We start from the raw sequence: 18237 nt of genomic DNA, 5'->3' as shown, positions 1-18237 counted from the left end.
AGTTGCGGGACGGGCTCGTGAGGAGCACGTCGACGGCGGCAATCAGGCGGGTCATCGGGGGATCACTACGTTCTTGAGGGGCTCTTTGCGGGAGAGCCTGGTGATGTTCTCGGCGATGTCGCGGGCGCGGCCGCGGAAGGTCTCGGCGGTCACCCCGGAGGAGTGGGGCGTCATGACGATGTTGTCGAGGCGGCCGAACGGGAGCGCTGAGGGCTCGGCCTTGCCGCCGCCCGAGGGGTACTGGTACCAGACGTCGATGGCGGCACCGGCGATACGCCGGTCGCGCAGGGCCTCGTAGAGCGCTGCCTCGTCCACGACGGGGCCGCGGGCGACGTTGACCAGGAGGCCGGCGGGGCCGAGCTCGTCGAGTTCGACGGCGCCGATCAGCGATGCCGTCTCCTCGCTGAGGGGGATGCTCACCACGAGGACCTCGGCCTGGGCCAGGGCCTCGCCGAGGCGTGCGCTCGGGCCGGCCCAGATCAGCCCGTGGGCTGCGGGGTCGACTGCGGCGCTGCGCGTGATGGCGATGCCCCGGGCCCCGAAGGCGCGCAGCAGGGTCCACGACGCCTGGCCGATGTGGCCGAAGCCGAGGAACGCGACGATGGCGCCGCGCAGCGTCTCGGGCTGCGGTGTGGACGGGGAGTACACGGATGATTCCCAGAGGCCTGCGCGTAGCGCAGCGTCCTGTCCGAGCAGGTTCCGGCGCAGGGCCACGAGGGCGGCGGCCACGTGCTCGGCGATCGAGTTCTCGTGGTGGAAGGTGTTGGCGCATACGGCGCCCGCGGGCAGCGCCGCGGCGTCTATGCCGTCCCAGCCCGCGCCGGCCACGTGCACTAGCCGCAGCCTTGTCGCCGCGGCGCCCATCGCCGCCGTGAAGCGGGGGCCCACGTAGACCTCGGCGTCCCCGAGATCGCGGACCAGGGCGTCCTCGTTCCACGACTCGTGCCAGGACGCCGCTGTTCCCGGAGGCAGGGCCTCCTCGAGGAGCACGCGGTGGGGCATGAGATTTCTGTCGGCGAAGACGACCTTCATCCCAGGCCTCCCTGCAGGGCGTGCTCGGCGCCGCGGGCGGCGAACGTCGAACCGCGCACGATGAGCTGCGAGCCGAGGCTCACGGCTTCCCCCGCACGCGGCTTCCCGGCCATCTGCTCGAGGAGGAGGTCGAGCGCGAGGGCCCCGCCGCGCTCGATCGCGACCCGCACCGAGGTCAGGCCCGGCTCCGCCGCGGCCGCGATGTCGAGGTCGTCGATGCCGACCACGCTCAGGTCCTCGGGGCAGTGGTAGCCGAGCGTCCTCGCGCCGGCCAGGAGCCCGACGGCGACGAGGTCGTTGTACGCGATGACGGCGCTTGCCCCGCTCGCTACGACGGACGCGGCCGCGGCCAGGCCTCCCTCGACCGTCGCGTTCTGGTTCCCCACTGCGACGAACTCGAGGCCCCACTCCCCGCACAGGCGGGCCACAGCGTCGAGGCGCTGGGCATTCGCCCACGAGGAGGCCGGCCCGGGCACGTAGGCGAGCCTGCGGTGCCCGAGCGCGAAGAGGTGCTCGACGGCCTGGCGCAGGCCACCGCCCGCGTCCATGAGGACACGCGCGGCACCCTCGGCCTCCCCATTGACGACGACGAGCGGCACCGAGCCGGCCAGCGGGCCGATCTCGGCGGACGGGAGGCGCGGTGAGCACAGGATGAGGCCGCCGACCGAACCGGCCAGCGACGCGATGTGCTCGCGCTCCCGGTCCGGGGACTCTGCGGTGTCGGCGAGCACCATCCGGTGGCGCCCCGGCCACGCCCGCTCCTGGATCGACTTGATCAGGGCGGCGAAGACGGCATTCGACACATCGGGGACGACGACGCCGATGGTGCGCGCGCCGGTGTTGGCCGGCGTCTCGTAGCCGAGCCCCTCGGCGGCGGCCAGGACCTTCTGCCGTGTCTCCGCAGCAAGCCTGCCCGGGTCGCTGAAGGCCCGCGAAGCGGTGGCCAGCGACACTCCCGCCCGCTTCGCCACATCGGTCAGGGTCGCTGCCATCGATCCTCCTTGCGCCGCCGAGGCTGCCCCCGGCGAATGTAGAACTTGTGCAATTTTACGGGCCTTCTTCCATTGTGTCGGCTGGCATCCTCGGCCCGTGAAGGGGCGCGTGGGCACGGCGCCTGCAGGAGAGCGTCCTGGAGGACGTCCTGCCCAGGGCGCGGTCGCGGCCCTGGGGCACCCGGCCCGGTGGCGCCCGGACGCCGCTCGGGCGCTCCCGCTCTGCTTCACGCCTGCCCGACCGTGCCCGCGGTGGGCCGACCGTACGGCGTTCCCCCGGATCCTTCGGCGTTCCTGGGGTCCGCCCGGCCCCGGGGCGGGATGCTCACGGGAGCCGGCGCTTTTCCATGTAGCCGTACACTTCGGGCAGGATGAACACGGCCGCGAGGAGCCCGACGAGCGGGAAGACCCCGGTGAACAGCGTCGCCTGGGTTTTGCCGATCGCGGCGAAGAAAGACGGGAAGAGGAAGATCCCCAGGAAGGCAGGCAGCTTGTTCTGGATGTAGGCGAACCCGGTGGCGAGTCCGCGCTGCCTGGGTGCGGCGACCATGGACGGGATCGTCATGACGTTCTCGGCGTCCCAGTAGTGGCCCCACAGCATCGCCGCCGCCGCGATCGGAACGAGCCACAGCACGTGGGTGGCCAGCGCCGCAGCGACAGCGAGCAGGGAGGCGAGAACGATCGCGAACCCCCAGATGCTGAGCTTGCGCTGTCCGATCCGCGGGGTGATCTGCGGTCCCACGAGCCCGGAGACGACAGCCACCAGGTAGATGCCCATGCTGAGCAGGTTGGTGGCGAAGATGCCCGAGACCCCGGTCAGGACGAACAGCACCGGGATGTAGAACGCGAATGTGGAGAATTCGAGGGCCTGGCACCAGGATGCGATCCAGCTGAAAACGCTGGCGCGGCGCTTCGTGTCGTCCTGCCAGATGTCGGTGAGGAACTCGCGCAGTCGCGGCCTGTGCATCTCGACGTCCTCGTCCGGGAGCATCTCGAGGCGGTCGTCGTACATCTTCCCCGCCAGCGCCTTCGCCTCGCGGAACCGTCCCTTCTGGATCAGCCAGATCGCGGTCTCGGGCAGGTCGAGTCGGAGCAGCAGGAGCACCAGCGCCGGGATCGCACCCAGGCCCAGCGACACGCGCCACAGGATGTCCGGGTTGATCCCGGTGGCGAAGAGGAGCGTGATCACCCCGATCGAGACCACCTCGCCGATCCCGAACATCGCCTGCCACCGGTTGCCCATGACCTCGCGCTTGCCAGGCTGCATCGATTCCATGATGTAGGTATAGCCAGCAGCCAGGTCGCTTCCCAGCGGGACGCCGAGGAAGAACCGGACGACCGCGAGCACGACCATGTTCGGGGCGAAGGCCTGCGCCACCCCCAGCACGATGAACATCACCATCGTGCCGAGGAAGATGGCGCGGCGCCCGAGCCTGTCCGAGAGCCAGCCGCCCGTGAGCGCCCCGATGATCGCCCCGCCCTGCGTGCCGGCGGCCGTCAGCCCCAGAAGCAGGGGAGAGGGGTGGTACTCGGCGCTGAGGAAGACCAGGAGGAACGAGATCGAGTAGAGGTCCCACGCCTCGATGAAGATCGAGGAGATCATCATCCAGCCGATCTTCTTCCCGCTGGGGCTGTACTTCTTCTGGAGGTGTTCGACGGCCTCCTGGCCCAAGGCCTCATTGCGAACGATCGCGGTATCCATCGGGAAGACTCCTTTGTCCGGATGATTCATCAGGGATGCCGTCCGCTCGCGGCCACCGCACCCGCCATCATTGTGCAAACCTTGCTCAAGCTTGTCAATGCCTTGGCCGGGGTCGTTGTCCCCTGACGAGCCGAGGGGCAGAGGCAAGGGTGCCAGCCGAGGACTGGCTGCCCAAGCAGACGTGGTTATCGATGTCTGCCGCAGGGAGTGGGAGGAGGCCCGCAGGGAGTCAGCGGGCGTGGGTGAGCAGGCGGAGCTGGCCGCAGCCGAGGCCGCGGAGGGCCTGGCCGGACAGGGCTCCCGGGCCGACCGGGCAGAGACCCGCCTCGAGCGGGATCGACTGCTGGCCGAACGCCACCGGCGCGATTGGGTCCACCGGTCTAGGGGCTGACGAGGGGGCACGGAGGGGGAATCGACAACGATCGTTTCTGAGACAGGTGGAGAAGGTGCCCGAGCTGCCGCGGATCCCTGGGCCTCGATTCGTAAAGCTTGCCGTGTACGCGCCTATGTACTGCTTTCTTCTGTTTCTGATACGTTCGCGTCATGCATGTGGGGTACGGGAGGGTGTCGACGAGGGACCAGCACGTTGATGCCCAGAAGGATGCACTCGCCGCGGCCGGCTGCGAGCAGGTCTTCGTGGACTCGGCCTCCGGCAAGCTCGCCTCCCGGCCCGGGCTGGAGAAGGCGCTGCTGTCGGCGAACAGGGCGGGGGACCAGCTGGTGGTGACCAAGCTGGACCGGCTCGGTCGGTCGCTGGAGAACCTGATCGAGGTCTCCAAGCAGCTCGAGGCCAAGGGCGTGGACCTGGTGGTGCTGGACCAGGGCATCGATACCTCGACTCCTGTGGGGAAGATGTTCTTCCACATCCTCGGGGCGATCGCGGAGTTCGAGCACGCACTGATGTCCGAACGGACCCGCGACGGGCTCGCCGCGGCCAGGGCCCGCGGCAGGACCGGCGGGCAGAAGCCCAAGCTCGGACCCCGTCAGGTACGTCTGGCGCGTCAGATGTACGAGGAGACCGGACCCGACGGGAAGCGCGCCCACACGGTTGCAGAAATCGCCGCCGAGTTCGGAGTCACCCGCCCCACCATCTATCGGCACCTCTCCAAGCGGCCCAGAAGCTGAGTGCGTGGAAGCGCTGCAGCCCGTGGTGCGGGTGGTCAATCGCCCCGAGCAGGCGCAGGGGAGCCGGGTCCGAAGTCTGGTGGCATCACCATACCCTAGGAGGGTATGTTGGAGGAGGTCTCCGGATTGGGGCCAAATTCGTTGAGGGGCGCGCGCATGGCAGGACGGGGATTCCGGCATAGTCCGGTCGGCTTGTCGTCGCTGCGCCTCGGGATCGCGGCTGCATTCCTGGTCGTCCTGGGCCTGCTCGGGATGCACGGGCTTTCGAGCGCCCACGCAGGCATGCCTGGCATGTCGGCTGTGTCGGCGCCGGACAGCATGGTCCATCTCGCCTCCCATCAAACCGCCGCCCCGGCGGGGGTAGAAGCCGGTTGCCCGCCCCAGGCTCCGTGCCCCGCGGCGAGCACCGGGGCCGTCTGCTTCCCGGCACCTCCCACCGTCGACGGCAGCCACATCGTCCTTCCAACCGGCCAGCTCTCCGTCCAGCCTTCCCCCGGCCACAGCGGCGCCTCCTCCTACCGGGGACCCCCGCTCCAGCCGCCCTCTCTTCAGCAGCTCTCGATCAGCCGCACGTAGGCCGACGCCGGCCCGTGCCCTCCAACGGGCTCCTCCGGGGCCCCGTCGATGCGCGCCTCCGGCGCGCCCTGATCGAAAGCGAAAGAAGTTCAATGCCCAGCAAGCGCACGCATGCCCTCGGCCTCTCAGCCGTCGTCCTCGTCTCCGGCCTGGCCCTGGCGGGCTGCTCCACCAGCGGATCCAGCGCCCCGAGCACCAGCAGCGGGCCGGCCATGGCCGGAATGGACCATGGTTCGATGCCGATGTCGGCCGGCCCTTCCTCTTCCGCCTCCGCGGGGGCCTTCAATGACGCGGACGCGATGTTCGCCCAGATGATGCTGCCGCACCACCAGCAGGCCGTGGAGATGTCCGACGCCGTCCTGGGCAAGGCCAACGTCGACAGCCGGGTGACGGCCCTGGCCCAGAGGATCAAGGCAGCCCAGCAGCCCGAGATCACCCAGCTCACGTCCTGGGTGGGAACCTGGGGGAAGGCCGTGCCTTCTTCCTCGGCCTCGATGAGCGGCATGGGGGAGGACGGGATGATGAGCAGCGGCGACATGGCCAAGCTCAAGGCCGCCGACGGCCCTACGGCCTCGAAGCTGTTCCTGTCCCAGATGATCGCCCACCACGAGGGCGCCGTCGCGATGGCCAAGACCGAGACCTCCAGCGGTTCCGATGCCAAGGCGGTGGCCATGGCCAAGTCCATCGTCGACTCCCAGACGGCCGAGATCACCGAGATGAAGGCCCTCCTCGCCTCGCTCTGACCCCGGGGCACCACGCGGGCTGGGCGGCGGCCACGACGCCGCCCAGCCCCGCGCCCGCCTCCCCGCACCGGTACAGCCCGCCGGCATGGGCCCACGGGCTGACGCCGGCCATCCCCTGCTTCGACATCCCTGCCGGCAGCTCCGGACCCCGGATGGGGCGGACCGGCCACCTGACCACAAGGATCACCAGATGGAACACCGCACTCCCACGACACCCGGGCCCGCACGGGCGACGATGAGCCGGCGCAGCATGCTGGGCCTCTCGCTCGCCACGGCCTCGGCCGCTCTGCTGGCAGCCTGCAGCAGCGCCCCCGCCGCGGCGGCGCGCCGCATCATGCCCACCGACCCGGCCGTCCAGGCCGCCGAGCAGTCCCGCCCCTCCACCGGCCGTACCGTCCAGAAGGCCCTCGCCGCGGCCCCCTTCACGGCGACCTTGGACGGCAGGGCGGTTTCCACCTGGGGGTACAACGGCGCGATCAACGGCCCGCTCCTGCGCGGATCGGTGGGCGACCGCCTCCAGGTCGCCCTCCACAACGGGCTCAAGGAGGGCACGACCGTCCACTGGCACGGCCTGGCCCTGGCGAACGACCAGGACGGGGTCCAGGACCTGACCCAGAAGGCCGTCGCGGCCGGTGGGGACTACGCCTACGGCTTCCGCCTCTCCCACCCCGGGACCTACTGGTACCACTCCCACTTCGAGCTCCAGCGCGAGCGCGCCCTCTACGGCCCGCTCATCGTCGACGACCCCGCCGAGGCCAAGGACTGGGACCACGAATGGGTCGTCCTCCTGGACGACTGGATGGACGGCGTCACCGGCACGCCCGACGATGTCCTCGCCGAGCTCTCCAAGGGCATGGGCGGCACGATGAGCGGGGGCATGGGCGGCATGATGGGCGGGAAGTACATGTCCATGGGCTCCACGAGCGACTTCCTCGGCGGCGACGCCGGCGACGTGCGCTACCCGCTGCACCTCTTCAACGGCCGCACCCCCTCCGCCCCGGACACGATCACCGCCAGGCCAGGCGACCGGGTCCGGCTGCGGATCATCAACGCCGCCGGCGACACCGCCTACCGTGTCGGCGCCCCCGGGACGAAGCTCACCCTGACCCACACCGACGGCTACCCGGTCGAGCGCAGGGACGTCGATGCCGTCGTGCTCGGCATGGGCGAGCGGATCGATGCCCTCCTCACCGTCCCGGCAGGGTGGACCCCGCTCATGGCCCTCCCCGAGGGCAAGACCGGTCTGGCGCTGGGCCGGATCAGCACCGGCAGCGGCAAGGAGCCTGTCCCCGCCGCACTGCCCTCCACCCTGGGCGGGACCGTGGTCGACGGCGGCCAGCTCGCCGCAGCAGCGGCAGTCCGCCTCCCGGCCAAGGCGGTGACGGCCCGGCACACCGTGAGCCTCACCGGGTCGATGATGGCCTATGACTGGGGCATCAACGGCAGGCGGTTCTCGATGGAGAGCCCCTTCGACGGGGCCCTCGAGGTCCGCCAGGGCGACCGGGTCCAGATCGACTTCGTCAACCGGACCACCATGTGGCACCCCATGCACCTCCACGGCCACACCTTCCAGGTAGGCGGCACCGGGGCCCGCAAGGACACCGTCATCGTCCGCCCCGGCCAGACCGTCTCCGTCCTGCTGGACGCGGACAACCCCGGCCAGTGGCTCTACCACTGCCACAACGCCTACCACGCAGCCCAGGGCATGATGGGCGTCCTCAGCTACGTCTCAGGCGGCTGAGGAGGCGCGGGACACGGTCCCGAAAGGCCCACTGGTTGAGGCAGCGGCGGAACGGGCATAGTCTCCCGTGACGCACCGCGCACGCCCACCCGTCTGCGGCGGCCGGCACCCCCAAGCGGGGACGGCCGCCGCCGGGCCGGCAGGGCGCCGGGACCGCAGACCTTGCGAAAGGACACGCAGGTGGACCTCTTCACGCCCGTGCTCCACGCCCTGGCGACGGCCGGGGCGATGGCCTGGGAAATCCTCTGGCCCCTGATCCTGGGCTTCGCCCTCTCCGGCGTCGTCCAGGCGCTGGTGCGGCGGGAGCACGTCACGCGGCTGCTCTCCGGCGACTCCCCCAGGGCACTGGCCGCCGCCACGGGGCTCGGCGCCGCATCCTCGTCGTGCTCCTACGCTGCCGTGGCCCTGGCCAGGAGCCTGTTCCGCAAGGGCGCCAGCTTCGCCTCGGCCATGGCCTTCGAGATCGCCTCGACGAACCTCGTGATCGAGCTCGGGATCATCCTTGCTCTGCTGATGGGCTGGCAGTTCACCCTCGCCGAGTTCATCGGCGGCCCCATCATGATCGTCCTGGTCGCGCTGTTCTTCCGGTTCTGGATGCGCGGGAAGATCGTCGACGCAGCCCGGGCCCAGGCCGAGAAGGGCATCGCCGGGTTCATGGAGGGCCACGCCGCGATGGACATGTCGGTCCAGGGCGAGGGGAGCTTCTGGGCCCGGCTCTTCTCCCGCAGGGGCCTGGACTCGGTTGCCGCCTATTTCGTCATGGACTGGGCCGCGGTGTGGAAGGACATCCTCGGCGGGCTCCTCATCGCCGGGGCCTTCGCCGCCTGGGTCCCCACCCAGTGGCTGCGGGCCTTCTTCTTCGAGGGCAGCCCGGTCCTGGCCGCCATCTGGGGCCCGCTCATCGGACCCGTGATCGCGATGCTCAGCTTCGTCTGCTCCGTCGGGAACGTCCCCCTCGCGGCGGTGCTGTGGAACGGGGGCATCAGCTTCGGCGGTGTCGCCAGCTTCATCTTCGCCGACCTGATCGTGATCCCCGTGATCCTCATCTACCGCAAGTACTACGGCGGCCGCGCGGCCCTGCGGATCACCGCGACCTTCTACCTCGCGATGGTCCTGGCCGGGTACGCCGTCGAGGCGCTCTTCGCCTTCACCGGACTCACCCCGGGCACCCGCAGTGCAACCGTCACCGAGGCCTCGGTCTCGTGGAACTACACCACCTGGCTGAACATCGCCTTCCTCGCCCTCGCCGTGCTCCTGCTGGTCCGGTTCTTCATGAACGGAGGAATGGAGATGCTCAAGATGATGGGAGGCTCACCGGACGAGCACGAGCACGGCGGCAGCGACGAAGACCATGGCCAGGACTCGGGGCCGGGCGGAAGAGGCCAGCAGGGGCACCGGCAGGTCAACGACCAGCGTCCCCAGCGCCCGCACGGCCACGGCGGCCAGCACCACGGACACTGACCCTTCTGCACCCTTCCGTCGGGTGTGCTCACCCTCTGCGGCTGCGCCGCCGCGGCCGCACGCCGGTGCAGGGGTGTGGTGCACTGCCTGGTTCAGAGGCCCTGTGTCCCTCGGTCGGGGCTCACTGCACGGTGAGCTCGGCGTACATGCCCGCTGCGTAGTTGCCGGGGTAGTTGCAGACGAGCTCGTACCTGCCGGGCTGGAGGTCGAGGGTGACCCAGGAGGCCGCGCCCGGGAGGATGCCCTGTCCCTCCCCGTCCGCGCAGGACGCGGAGGCCTCGCCGAGGAGGCCGGCCTCGTCGATGCGCCCGTCCGGGCCCGTCGTCCTCGTTCCGGGCGTCTGACCCTGTGGGAGGGGCAGGACGAGGAGCTCGTGGGGCAGGTTCCCCAGATTGGTCACGGCGAAGGAGACCTGGCCTTGGGGGACGGAGGCCCTGTCCGCGGACAGGCGCATGGCCGAGCGCATCATGGGCCCGCCGATGATGCCGGCGCCCATGTTCGTCTCGGTCACCCTGACCGTCGTGCCGGGAAGGGCCGGTGCGCTGCACGTCGCCGTCCCCGCCGTCCGGAGGCGGCCGGGGGCGCCGAGCAGGGCCACGGCGAGCAGGGACGCAGCGGTCAGGACCAGCGCTGCGGCCGCGGCGATGAGGATGGTGCCACGGCCCGTCCGCCTCACGGTCCCTCCCTCACGGCCTGCGCTTGAGGGCGTCGAGGCGGGCCCTGTACTCCGTCTCGTCGATCTCCCCGCGGGCGAAGCGCTGGCCCAGGATCCGCTCGGGGTCGTCGTGCCCGGGGCCGGGCGGGTAGTACCCTCCACCGCCCCAGCCGCTCCTGGCCCCGCGCAGGAGAAGGACGACGACGGCGGCCAGTCCTCCCCAGAACAGCAGCATCATCAGGCCCATGAGGATCCAGCCCCACACGCCCCAGTCACCGTAGCCGTACATCATCTCGTTCTCCTCCTGTGTCACAGAGTCTCTGCCCACCGTCACGCTATCGGACAGGGCCGTTGGACCCCGCCATGGCCTTTAGGAGGCCTCCGGCCGTCCGGGATGGGCCCCGTCTGGGGCGGCGCGGGGGTCGAATGGCACTGAGGGGCGGCCCCGAAAGGTGCCAGAGTGGATTCCGGCAGGGGCCCGCCGCGCGTTGCGACCGGTGGGCACGCCAGCGGACGGAGGCGGCGGGGACATGCCGGAAAGGTCGCCCTCGGGAGGGGGCGTGGGATCTGGGCTCCAATCGACGGGGGGAGCGGTCCTGCCCCTTCAGGCCTTCTCCTGCCGCGAGGTGGAGGGTGCGATCTGGAGCAGGCCCTCGCGGGCCGGGGTTGCGCCGGCGGGCGCGCAGCACCCGCAGGCACCTGCATCCGGGCCGGCGGCCGCGGGGGACTCGGTCCCGGCGGCGTCGAAGGCGAGGGGAACGGCGCAGCAGGCGTCGCCGCGGCGGGCTTCGAGGCCCTCATTCACGGCCACCGCGGCGATCACGAGGGCCGCCACGGGATCGGCCCAGGTCCAGCCGAACAGTGCCTCCGCGCCCAGCCCGAGCAGGACCACGGCGGAGGGGTAGGTGCACAGGAGGGTCTGCTTCGAGTCGGCGACGGCGCTGCGGGAGCCGAGCTCCCGCCCGGCCCGGCGCTGGGCGTAGGAGAGCAGGGGCATGACGAGGAGGCTCAGCGCGGACAGGGCCATCCCCACGGGCGACTCGACCGGCCCGGAGGTTCCCAGCAGCTTCATCCCGGAGGTGGCCACGAGGTACGCGGCGAGGATGAAGAACAGCGTCGAGACGATCCGCAGGGCAGCGCGCGCGCCGCTCGTGGTCTGCGCCGGAGAACTGCCAGAAGATCGCCGCGGCGGAGGCCAGCTCGACGACCGAGTCGAGCCCGAACCCGATCAGCGCCACCGATCCCGAGGCCGCACCGGCGCCGATCGCGACGGCCGACTCGAGGACGTTGTACCCGATGACCGACGCGGAGAGCCACCGGATCCGACGCACGAGCGCGGCCCTGCCGGCGGGGCTCATCGGGCGGCCTCCGTCCCGCAGTGGGCGCACACGGGCTCGGGAGCGAGGATCACGGCCAGGAGGTCGCCGAGCGCGTGGGCGAGCCTGTGGTCTGCGAGCTCGTAGCGCACACGGCGCCCGTCGGGCTCGGCCACGACGATCCCGCAGTCGCGCAGGCACGCGAGGTGGTTGGACAGGGACTGCCGGCTCACCCCGATCTGCCCGGCGAGGGCCGCCGGGTACGCGGGCCCGTCGGCCAGGCGCATGAGGATCGAGGCCCGCGCCGGATCGGCCAGGGCCCTGCCGAAGCGCGCCAGCACGTCCGTGGCAACAGCAGTCTCCATGCCCACAACAGCACAGGAACCGATGTTCTGTCGCAGGTCCCTCCATTCCACCCGGGGGACGGCACCCCCGGGCCAGCAGGCGGCGCCTCCCGCCCCGGCCCTGCCTGGTTCCTAGGCGGCGCCGGCTTCGATGTCGAGGCCGGCGAGGCGCCATTCGAGCATGCCGTCCTCGAGCCGGCGGGCGTGGAGGCCGTGGGCGCGGAGGATGTCGAGGGCCTCGTAGGCCATCACGCAGTAGGCGCCGCGGCAGTAGGCGACGATTTCGCCGTCGGCGGGCAGTTCGGGGATGCGCCGCTCGAGCTCCTCGAGCGGGACGGACAGGGCCCCGGGGAGGTGGCCGGCGCGGTACTCGTCGGCGGGCCGGACGTCGATGACGGTGACACGGCCGCCCTTGGCGTAGGCGGCCAGCTCGTCCCGGCTCAGGACCCGCTCCCGGGCGCGGGGCCCGTCCAGGCGCAGGTACGCAACCCGGCGCGCCTCGACTGCCGGCACCCTTTCCTGGGCGACCGAGCGCAGGAGGCCGAAGAGGGCCAGGACGTCGGGGCCGGCGATGCCGTAGAAGATCCTCGTGCCCTCCCTGCGGGTGGCCACGAGGCCGGCCTGGCGCAGGGCCTGCAGGTGGGCCGAGGCCGTGCTCAGGCCCAGGCCCGCAGCGGCGGCGAGGGCCTCGACGCTGCGCTCTCCCTGGGCGAGCAGGTCCAGCAGCTCGAGTCTCTTGCCGTTGGCCAGGGCCTTGCCGACCCGGGCGAACTCCTCGAACAGTGCCGCCTTGTCCGCGCGGTCTCCCACTTGATCCTCCAAAAATCCGTGTAATACTGGAGCCAATCCTATTCCAGTCTTCTTTGGAATACTACTCCGGCTGGGGCCCCGGCCCCGGAGAGGACGAGACATGATGGCTCCCATCGGCCCGATCCCCGTTGTCGACGAAGGCCTCGGCAACTCCGCCTACCTCCTGGACCTCGGCGAGGGGCGCGCGCTGGCCCTGGACCCCGAGCGCGACCTGCGCACCCTGCGGTCCGAGGCGGCAGCGCGCGGGCTGCGGATCGCCTGGGCGGTCGAGACCCACCTGCACGCCGACTTCGTCTCCGGGGTGGCCGAGCTCGCCGCCGTCGAGGGCGCCAGGATCGTCTCCCCGGCCGTGGGCGAGCGCGCCTTCGACTACCTCGGGCTCGCCGACGGGGAGGACCTGGACCTCGGGGGGCTGAGCCTGCGCGCCCTGCACACCCCCGGGCACTCGCCCGAGCACCTCTCCTACCTGCTCTACGAGGACGGGAAGCTGGCCGGGGTCTTCACCGGCGGCTCGCTCATGGTCGGCACCGCCGGCCGGACCGACCTCGTCAGCCCCGAGGAGACCGTGCCCCTGGCCCGGGCCCAGTACCGCTCGCTGCAGAAGCTGATGGAACTGCCCGACGGGACCCCGGTCTGGCCCACGCACGGGGCCGGGTCCTTCTGCTCCACCGGCGGCGGGGCCGAGCGCACCACGACCATCGGAGCCGAACGCGCCCGGAACCCGCTGCTGCAGCTTGCGGGCGAGGACGCCTTCGTCGCGGCCCTCCTGGCCCAGATGGGCACCTTCCCGGAGTACTTCCGCCGCCTGCCCGAGGTGAACCGGCGCGGCCCCGCGGTCCTCGACTCGCCCGCAGCCCTGGCCCCGCTGGCCCCCGCCCGGGTGCGGGAGCTGCTGGCCGAGGGCGCCCAGGTCGTGGACGCGCGCCCGACCCGCGACTACGCCGCCGGGCACATCCCGGGCGCGATCAGCATCCCCTTCCGGACCGTGTTCGCGGTCTGGCTGGGCTGGCTCGCCGACCCGCAGGCACCCCTGGTGATCGTGCGCGGGGCGGACCAGGACCCCCAGGACATCGCCGCGGACGCGGTCAAGGTCGGCTTCGACCATCCCGCGGGCGAGCTCGCCGGCGGCATCGACGCCTGGACCGAGGACGGAGGAGGCCTCGCCCGCACCGGCCTCGCCGACGGCCCGGCCCTGGCCCGGACCCCGGACGCGACCGTCGTGGACGTGCGCCAGGCGGCCGAGTACGCCGCGGGCCACGTCCCCGGCGCACTCGGCATCGAGCTCGGCTCCCTCCTCGACGGCACCGCGGACCTCCCCGAGGGCCCCGTCGTGGTGATGTGCGGGCACGGCGAACGCGCCGCCGGGGGCGCGAGCCTGCTCGAGCGCGCCGGCCTGTCCGGGATCACCGTCTTCGAGGGCGGCCCCGGGGACTGGGCCGAGGCCGCGGGGCGGCCGCTCGAGGCGAGTGCCGGGCGATGAGCGGGTCGGCCCAGGGCCGGCCCGGCCGCACCCCCGGCACCGGCCCGGCTGCCGGGCCGGGTGCCGGGCCGGTTCTGGGGCTGCGGGCGAACCTGGCCCAGTTCGTCCTCCTCGTCGCGGTCAACGCCCTCGTCGGGGGCACCCTCGGCCAGGAGCGCACCGTCCTGCCGCTGCTGGCCACGGACGTCTTCCACCTCGGCCTCTACACGAGCGCCCTGACGTACATCCTCGCCTTCGGGGTCTCCAAGGCCGGGATGAACTACTTCGCGGGCACGCTCTCGGACCGGTTCGGCCGCAAGCCCGTGCTCGTGGCCGGCTGGCTCGCCGCGATCCCCGTCCCGCTCATGCTCATCCTCGCCCCGGACTGGGGCTGGATCGTCGCCGCGAACGTGCTGCTCGGGGTGAGCCAGGGCCTGGCCTGGTCCACCACCGTGATCATGAAGATGGACCTCGTCGGCCCGTCCCGGCGGGGACTGGCCATGGGCCTGAACGAGGCCGCCGGCTACCTCGGGGTGGCCGTGACCGCCCTGGCCACCGGGTACCTCGCCTCCGCGTACGGGCTACGCCCGGCCCCCTTCCTCCTCGGCGCCGCCTACATCGCCCTGGGCCTGGGCCTGTCCGTGCTGGCCGTGCGGGAGACCCGCGACCACGCCCGCCTGGAGGCCCGGGCCCACGTGGACGCGCACGCCCAGGCCCACGGCGAGCTCACCAGCGGGCAGGTGTTCACCCTGACCAGCTTCCGCGACCGCTCCCTCTCCGCGGTCAGCCAGGCCGGAATGGTGAACAACCTCAACGACGGCCTGGCCTGGGGCCTGTTCCCAGTCCTGTTCGCGGCCGCCGGGCTGAGCCTGGGCCAGATCGGCATCCTCGCCGCCGCCTACCCCGCCGTCTGGGGCGCGGGGCAGATGTTCACCGGGGCCGCCTCCGACCGGTGGGGCCGGAAGTGGCTCATCGCCGCCGGCATGGCCGTCCAGGCCGCCGGCCTGGCCGTCGTCGCCGCCGCGCACAGCTTCGGCCCCTGGCTGGCCGCGGCCGTGCTCCTCGGGCTCGGGACCGCCATGGTGTACCCGACGCTGCTCGCCGCGATCGGCGACGTCGCCCACCCCGCCTGGCGCGCCCGCTCCGTGGGCGTCTACCGGCTCTGGCGCGACGGCGGCTTCGCCGTCGGCGCGCTCCTCTCCGGAATCCTGGCCGACCTCTACGGCATCCGCGCCGCGGTCCTCGTCGTGGCCGCGCTCACCGGCCTGTCCGGGCTCGTCGTCGCCGTCCGCATGCGCGGAGACGACCACAGGACCCGGTGAGCAGGGAAGACGACGGGCCAGGTTCCGCAGCAGCCCGCGCCTTGCTTGCCGCGCGAGGGGTGCGGCCGGGGCCCCGCCCGCTCTCAGGGGGTGGCCAGGGCGGTTCCGGTGAGGCCGACGGCGAGCGTGATGAGGTAGCCGGCTGCGATTCCGGCGCCGGGGCCGACGGCCCAGCCGCGCAGGATGCCGTAGAGGCTGGAGGCCTTGACCGTATGGCGGCCTCGGGCCAGGCCCGCTCCGGTCATCGCCCCGACGAGGGCCTGGTTCATGGAGGTGAAGAACCCGAACGCGACCGCGGCGAGCACGACGAGCGCCTGGACGAGCTGGGCGGCGGCGGCCATGGGCCGGTCGACGGCGACGATGTCGAAGGCGACCTTCTCCAGCAGCGGCCGGCCCCAGGTCAGCACCCCGGCGGCGAGGCCCAGTCCTCCGACGGTGCCGGCGGCCAGGGGCGTGAAGGCCCCGGTGCCCACGAGCGAGCCGGTGGCGTTGGCGACGTCGTTCGCGCCCATCGTGAAGGACGCCGCTGCCCCGACCGCGGCCAGGGCGGTGCCGAGCCAGAGGCCGGTCCTGGCCACGGCTTCCCCGGCGCCGGCCGTGTCCGGGGCGCCTGTGCCGGCCGGGCCCGGTTCCCGGGCGGGGGGCTGGTGCCGCAGGGCGGGGACGAGGTCGAGGGCTCGGGTCAGGAGGAATCCCAGCAGTGCCGCGGCCGGGGGCGCGGCGGCCCAGACCGCGGCGAGGATCCCGACCGTGCCCCACTGGACGCCGGTGCGGGCGGCGAGGGCGACCCCGGCGACGGTGAAGACGAGGATCTGGATGGTGGAGGTCGGGACCCTGAGCACGTTGAACAGGGTGGTCAGGGCGAAGGCGACGCCCACGGCGATGACCTGGGCGGGGACCGTGAGGCGGCCGGTGACGAGGCCGTGGCCGACGGTGTGCTCGACCCCGTGGCTGGCCAGGGCCGCGCCGGCGAAGGCCAGCGGGGCCATGATCGCCAGGGCCTGCCACGCCGTCACCGCCCCCAGGGCGTGGGGCATGCCCATGCAGGCGCCGGTGTAGTGGGCGCCCATGCTGAACGCGAACCCGACCGCGACGATCACGAGGAGTACCGTCACCGTGATTCCTCCCTCCTGACCGCAGCGGCCGCGCGCGCAGCCCCGGGGCCCTGGGCGGAGGGTATCAGGGGCTGGCTGGTGCTGGGCCCGTGGTCCAGATGTCCGTGATGGGCTGGGTGTCGGCGGCGTGCCCGAGCGGGGGGAGCCCGTAGGCCGCTTCGATGGTGCGCAGGAGGCGGTAGGGGTCGATGGGCTCGCTGTACTGTCCAGGCCTGATGTGGGCCCCGACGAAGATGGTGGGGATGCGGTTGGCGTGCTTGTCGTCGTCCTCGTCCCAGCTGAGGATGAGCAGGCTGTTGTGGGCCTTGGCCCAGTGCGCGTAGCCGTCGAGGTTCTGCTGCAGCCAGGTGTCTGCGGTGCCGACCCCGCCGTCGTGCATGTCGTCCAGGACGTTGGGGATGACCATCGAGACGGCCGGGAGGCTGCTGTAGTCCTGGGGGAACGCTGTGAACGGCTGGCTGGCGGTGGCCGGGACGGCGGTGAAGTCCGTCCAGGGCGTGTGCCGGCGCGCGTACTCCCCGGCGGTGCAGCCGAGGTAGCCGGGGTGGGGGAGGCCTTCGGCGTAGCCGGTGAAGCTCTGCCCGGCGGCGGCCAGCTGTGATCCGAGGTTGTCCCCGGCGAAGGTGCGGGGGCAGTGGTCGTCGGTGATGCCGTGGGTGGAGCCGGAGAAGAGCGCGAGGTAGTTCGGTGTGCTCGGGTGGGCGACCGCGCTGGAGTCGGTGAAGAGCGCGCCCTGGGCGGCGAGGGAGTTGATGTAGGGGGCCTGGGGGCTGCCGATGATGTTCGCGAAGCCGTGGTTCTCCTCCATCACGATCACCACGTGGCTCGGCCGCGGCACCTCGGCCGGCTGCCCGGGGGTCGCCGTGGCGGTCCCGCCGCACCCGCTCAGCCCGGCGGCGAGGGCGGCGGCCGCCGCGGCCGCGGCGATCCGTCCGCTCCGGCGCGGGTGGACGCCGGCGTGGTCTCGGGCTGGCACCGGGCGCCCCCAGCCCGACCGGATTGGCTTCATCGCACCATCGTGCCCGGCCCTCCCGCCCGCGTGCACGAGTACCCGCTACGCGAAAACCCTCCCTGGCGCGCCCGGGCCCGGGGCAGGTATACGTGCCCGGGGCAGACCGCCGTCGCAGGGTTCCCGGGACGCTGCGGGGCCCTGGCTTCCCCGCTCGCGGCCTTCGCCTACGCCGTTGCTGCGGCTGCGGCGCGCACACCGGGCCGGTGTTCTCGCCGGCCCCGCACCGCGCGGCGGGCAGCGGGAGGAGGGCGGCGCTGTCCCGCCGTCATCTCCGGCGGGTTGAGGCGGTCCGGGGGCGGGTGCGAGGGTGGAGGCATGTCTGCCGCTGGGGCCATCGTGAGGCCGTGCTTCGGGATGGACGGGGCCGCGTTCTTGGCTCACTGCGAAGCCCACCGCCGAGCCCGGGTGTTCCCCACCCTCGCCTCCGCCGAGGCGTGGGCGCGGAAGCACAACGACAGGCACCATCGGGGCAGGCCTCCCCGGATCCGGGGTGTCAACGGCGCTCGCCTCGGGCCCGGGACCACGCTGGACTGGGTCGCGCCCCTGGCGGCGGGTCGGACCGCACCGTGACGAGGCATCTGGCGCACCCCTGCTTCTGCTGGACTCCCTCATCCTTCTGCTGGACTCGGTCATCGTGCTGGTCTCGGTCCACGGCGTGGGGGCAGGGGACTGCCATCCGGCGTCGTTGAGGCAGGCGTAGGGTCCCGGCCGGGGAAGCGCCGTTCTCAGGGCCTGCCGTCGAACACGTCGGGGCCGAAGGGTCTGAGTCCGGGGGCGCCGGCGTAGCCGAGCCGGGGCAGGGAGAAGGCGTCCTCGATGGTGGCCAGGAGGC

18 protein-coding genes are annotated in these 18237 nt (G+C 72.3%); 7 read left to right on the top strand and 11 right to left on the bottom strand.

Annotated elements, in window-relative coordinates:
• Positions 1-51: 51 nt before the first annotated feature.
• The 4 genes from V7053_RS12845 to V7053_RS12830 form a co-directional block, all read right to left on the bottom strand.
• Positions 52-1032 carry a 2-hydroxyacid dehydrogenase gene (locus tag V7053_RS12845; RefSeq protein WP_334172665.1) on the bottom strand — a complete coding sequence of 327 codons (981 nt, stop codon included), beginning with the start codon at positions 1030-1032 and terminating at the stop codon, positions 52-54.
• Positions 1029-2024, bottom strand: coding sequence for a LacI family DNA-binding transcriptional regulator (locus V7053_RS12840; RefSeq protein ID WP_334172664.1), 996 nt, complete (start codon positions 2022-2024; stop codon positions 1029-1031). The genes V7053_RS12845 and V7053_RS12840 overlap by 4 nt, the downstream gene beginning before the upstream one ends.
• 325 nt (positions 2025-2349) lie before the next feature.
• Entirely contained in the window at positions 2350-3726 is a 1377-nt protein-coding gene (locus V7053_RS12835; RefSeq protein WP_334172663.1) for an MFS transporter, read from the bottom strand.
• A gap of 229 nt (positions 3727-3955) precedes the next feature.
• The gene (locus V7053_RS12830) at positions 3956-4102 is read right to left on the bottom strand and encodes a hypothetical protein (protein ID WP_334172662.1); all 147 of its coding nucleotides are present in this window, start codon (positions 4100-4102) and stop codon (positions 3956-3958) included.
• Between the two features lie 167 nt (positions 4103-4269).
• Here V7053_RS12830 and V7053_RS12825 point away from each other — a divergent pair, with 167 nt between their 5' ends.
• From V7053_RS12825 to V7053_RS12805, 5 genes are all read left to right on the top strand, one after another.
• Positions 4270-4851 carry a recombinase family protein gene (locus V7053_RS12825; protein WP_334172661.1) on the top strand — a complete coding sequence of 194 codons (582 nt, stop codon included), beginning with the start codon at positions 4270-4272 and terminating at the stop codon, positions 4849-4851.
• 156 nt (positions 4852-5007) lie between these two features.
• Positions 5008-5427 carry a DUF6153 family protein gene (locus V7053_RS12820; RefSeq protein ID WP_334172660.1) on the top strand — a complete coding sequence of 140 codons (420 nt, stop codon included), beginning with the start codon at positions 5008-5010 and terminating at the stop codon, positions 5425-5427.
• Positions 5428-5519: 92 nt separating this feature from the next.
• On the top strand, positions 5520-6170 hold the full coding sequence (locus V7053_RS12815; RefSeq protein WP_334172659.1) for a DUF305 domain-containing protein: 651 nt from the start codon (positions 5520-5522) through the stop codon (positions 6168-6170).
• A gap of 190 nt (positions 6171-6360) precedes the next feature.
• Entirely contained in the window at positions 6361-7911 is a 1551-nt protein-coding gene (locus tag V7053_RS12810) for a multicopper oxidase family protein (RefSeq protein ID WP_334172658.1), read from the top strand.
• A gap of 180 nt (positions 7912-8091) precedes the next feature.
• The gene (locus V7053_RS12805) at positions 8092-9372 is read left to right on the top strand and encodes a permease (protein ID WP_334172657.1); all 1281 of its coding nucleotides are present in this window, start codon (positions 8092-8094) and stop codon (positions 9370-9372) included.
• A gap of 121 nt (positions 9373-9493) precedes the next feature.
• Here V7053_RS12805 and V7053_RS12800 read toward each other — a convergent pair whose 3' ends face one another.
• From V7053_RS12800 to V7053_RS12780, 5 genes are all read right to left on the bottom strand, one after another.
• Entirely contained in the window at positions 9494-10048 is a 555-nt protein-coding gene (locus V7053_RS12800; RefSeq protein ID WP_334172656.1) for a sulfocyanin-like copper-binding protein, read from the bottom strand.
• A gap of 10 nt (positions 10049-10058) precedes the next feature.
• Positions 10059-10319: an SHOCT domain-containing protein gene (locus V7053_RS12795; RefSeq protein ID WP_334172655.1), complete on the bottom strand. Its 261-nt coding sequence runs from the start codon at positions 10317-10319 to the stop codon at positions 10059-10061.
• Between the two features lie 312 nt (positions 10320-10631).
• Positions 10632-11114 carry a cation transporter gene (locus V7053_RS12790; protein WP_334172654.1) on the bottom strand — a complete coding sequence of 161 codons (483 nt, stop codon included), beginning with the start codon at positions 11112-11114 and terminating at the stop codon, positions 10632-10634.
• Between the two features lie 267 nt (positions 11115-11381).
• Positions 11382-11708, bottom strand: a complete 327-nt coding sequence (locus V7053_RS12785) for an ArsR/SmtB family transcription factor (protein WP_334172653.1) — start codon at positions 11706-11708, stop codon at positions 11382-11384.
• A 111-nt stretch (positions 11709-11819) separates the two neighbouring features.
• Positions 11820-12497 (bottom strand): ArsR/SmtB family transcription factor, encoded by a 678-nt coding sequence (locus V7053_RS12780; RefSeq protein WP_334172652.1) that lies wholly within the window; start codon positions 12495-12497, stop codon positions 11820-11822.
• Between the two features lie 100 nt (positions 12498-12597).
• On the opposite strand from V7053_RS12780, the gene V7053_RS12775 reads away from it, so the two are divergent.
• Together V7053_RS12775 and V7053_RS12770 are read left to right on the top strand one after the other, a co-directional pair.
• Positions 12598-13977, top strand: coding sequence for a rhodanese-like domain-containing protein (locus V7053_RS12775; protein ID WP_334172651.1), 1380 nt, complete (start codon positions 12598-12600; stop codon positions 13975-13977).
• A complete protein-coding gene (locus tag V7053_RS12770; protein WP_334172650.1) occupies positions 13974-15278 on the top strand; it encodes an MFS transporter in 1305 nt (434 codons plus the stop codon). Before V7053_RS12775 ends, V7053_RS12770 begins: the two co-directional genes overlap by 4 nt.
• Before the next feature lie 83 nt (positions 15279-15361).
• Here the strand turns inward: V7053_RS12770 and V7053_RS12765 are convergent, their stop codons facing one another.
• Together V7053_RS12765 and V7053_RS12760 are read right to left on the bottom strand one after the other, a co-directional pair.
• Positions 15362-16393, bottom strand: coding sequence for an inorganic phosphate transporter (locus V7053_RS12765; RefSeq protein WP_334172649.1), 1032 nt, complete (start codon positions 16391-16393; stop codon positions 15362-15364).
• A 64-nt stretch (positions 16394-16457) separates the two neighbouring features.
• Positions 16458-17402 (bottom strand): alkaline phosphatase family protein, encoded by a 945-nt coding sequence (locus tag V7053_RS12760; protein ID WP_334172648.1) that lies wholly within the window; start codon positions 17400-17402, stop codon positions 16458-16460.
• Between the last annotated feature and the right edge of the window lie 835 nt (positions 17403-18237).

The organism is Sinomonas sp., from assembly GCF_036848755.1.
Classification (GTDB): domain Bacteria; phylum Actinomycetota; class Actinomycetes; order Actinomycetales; family Micrococcaceae; genus Sinomonas.
The sequence above is the reverse complement of the archived record's forward strand: the minus strand, read 5'-3'. Positions and strand labels throughout refer to the sequence as shown.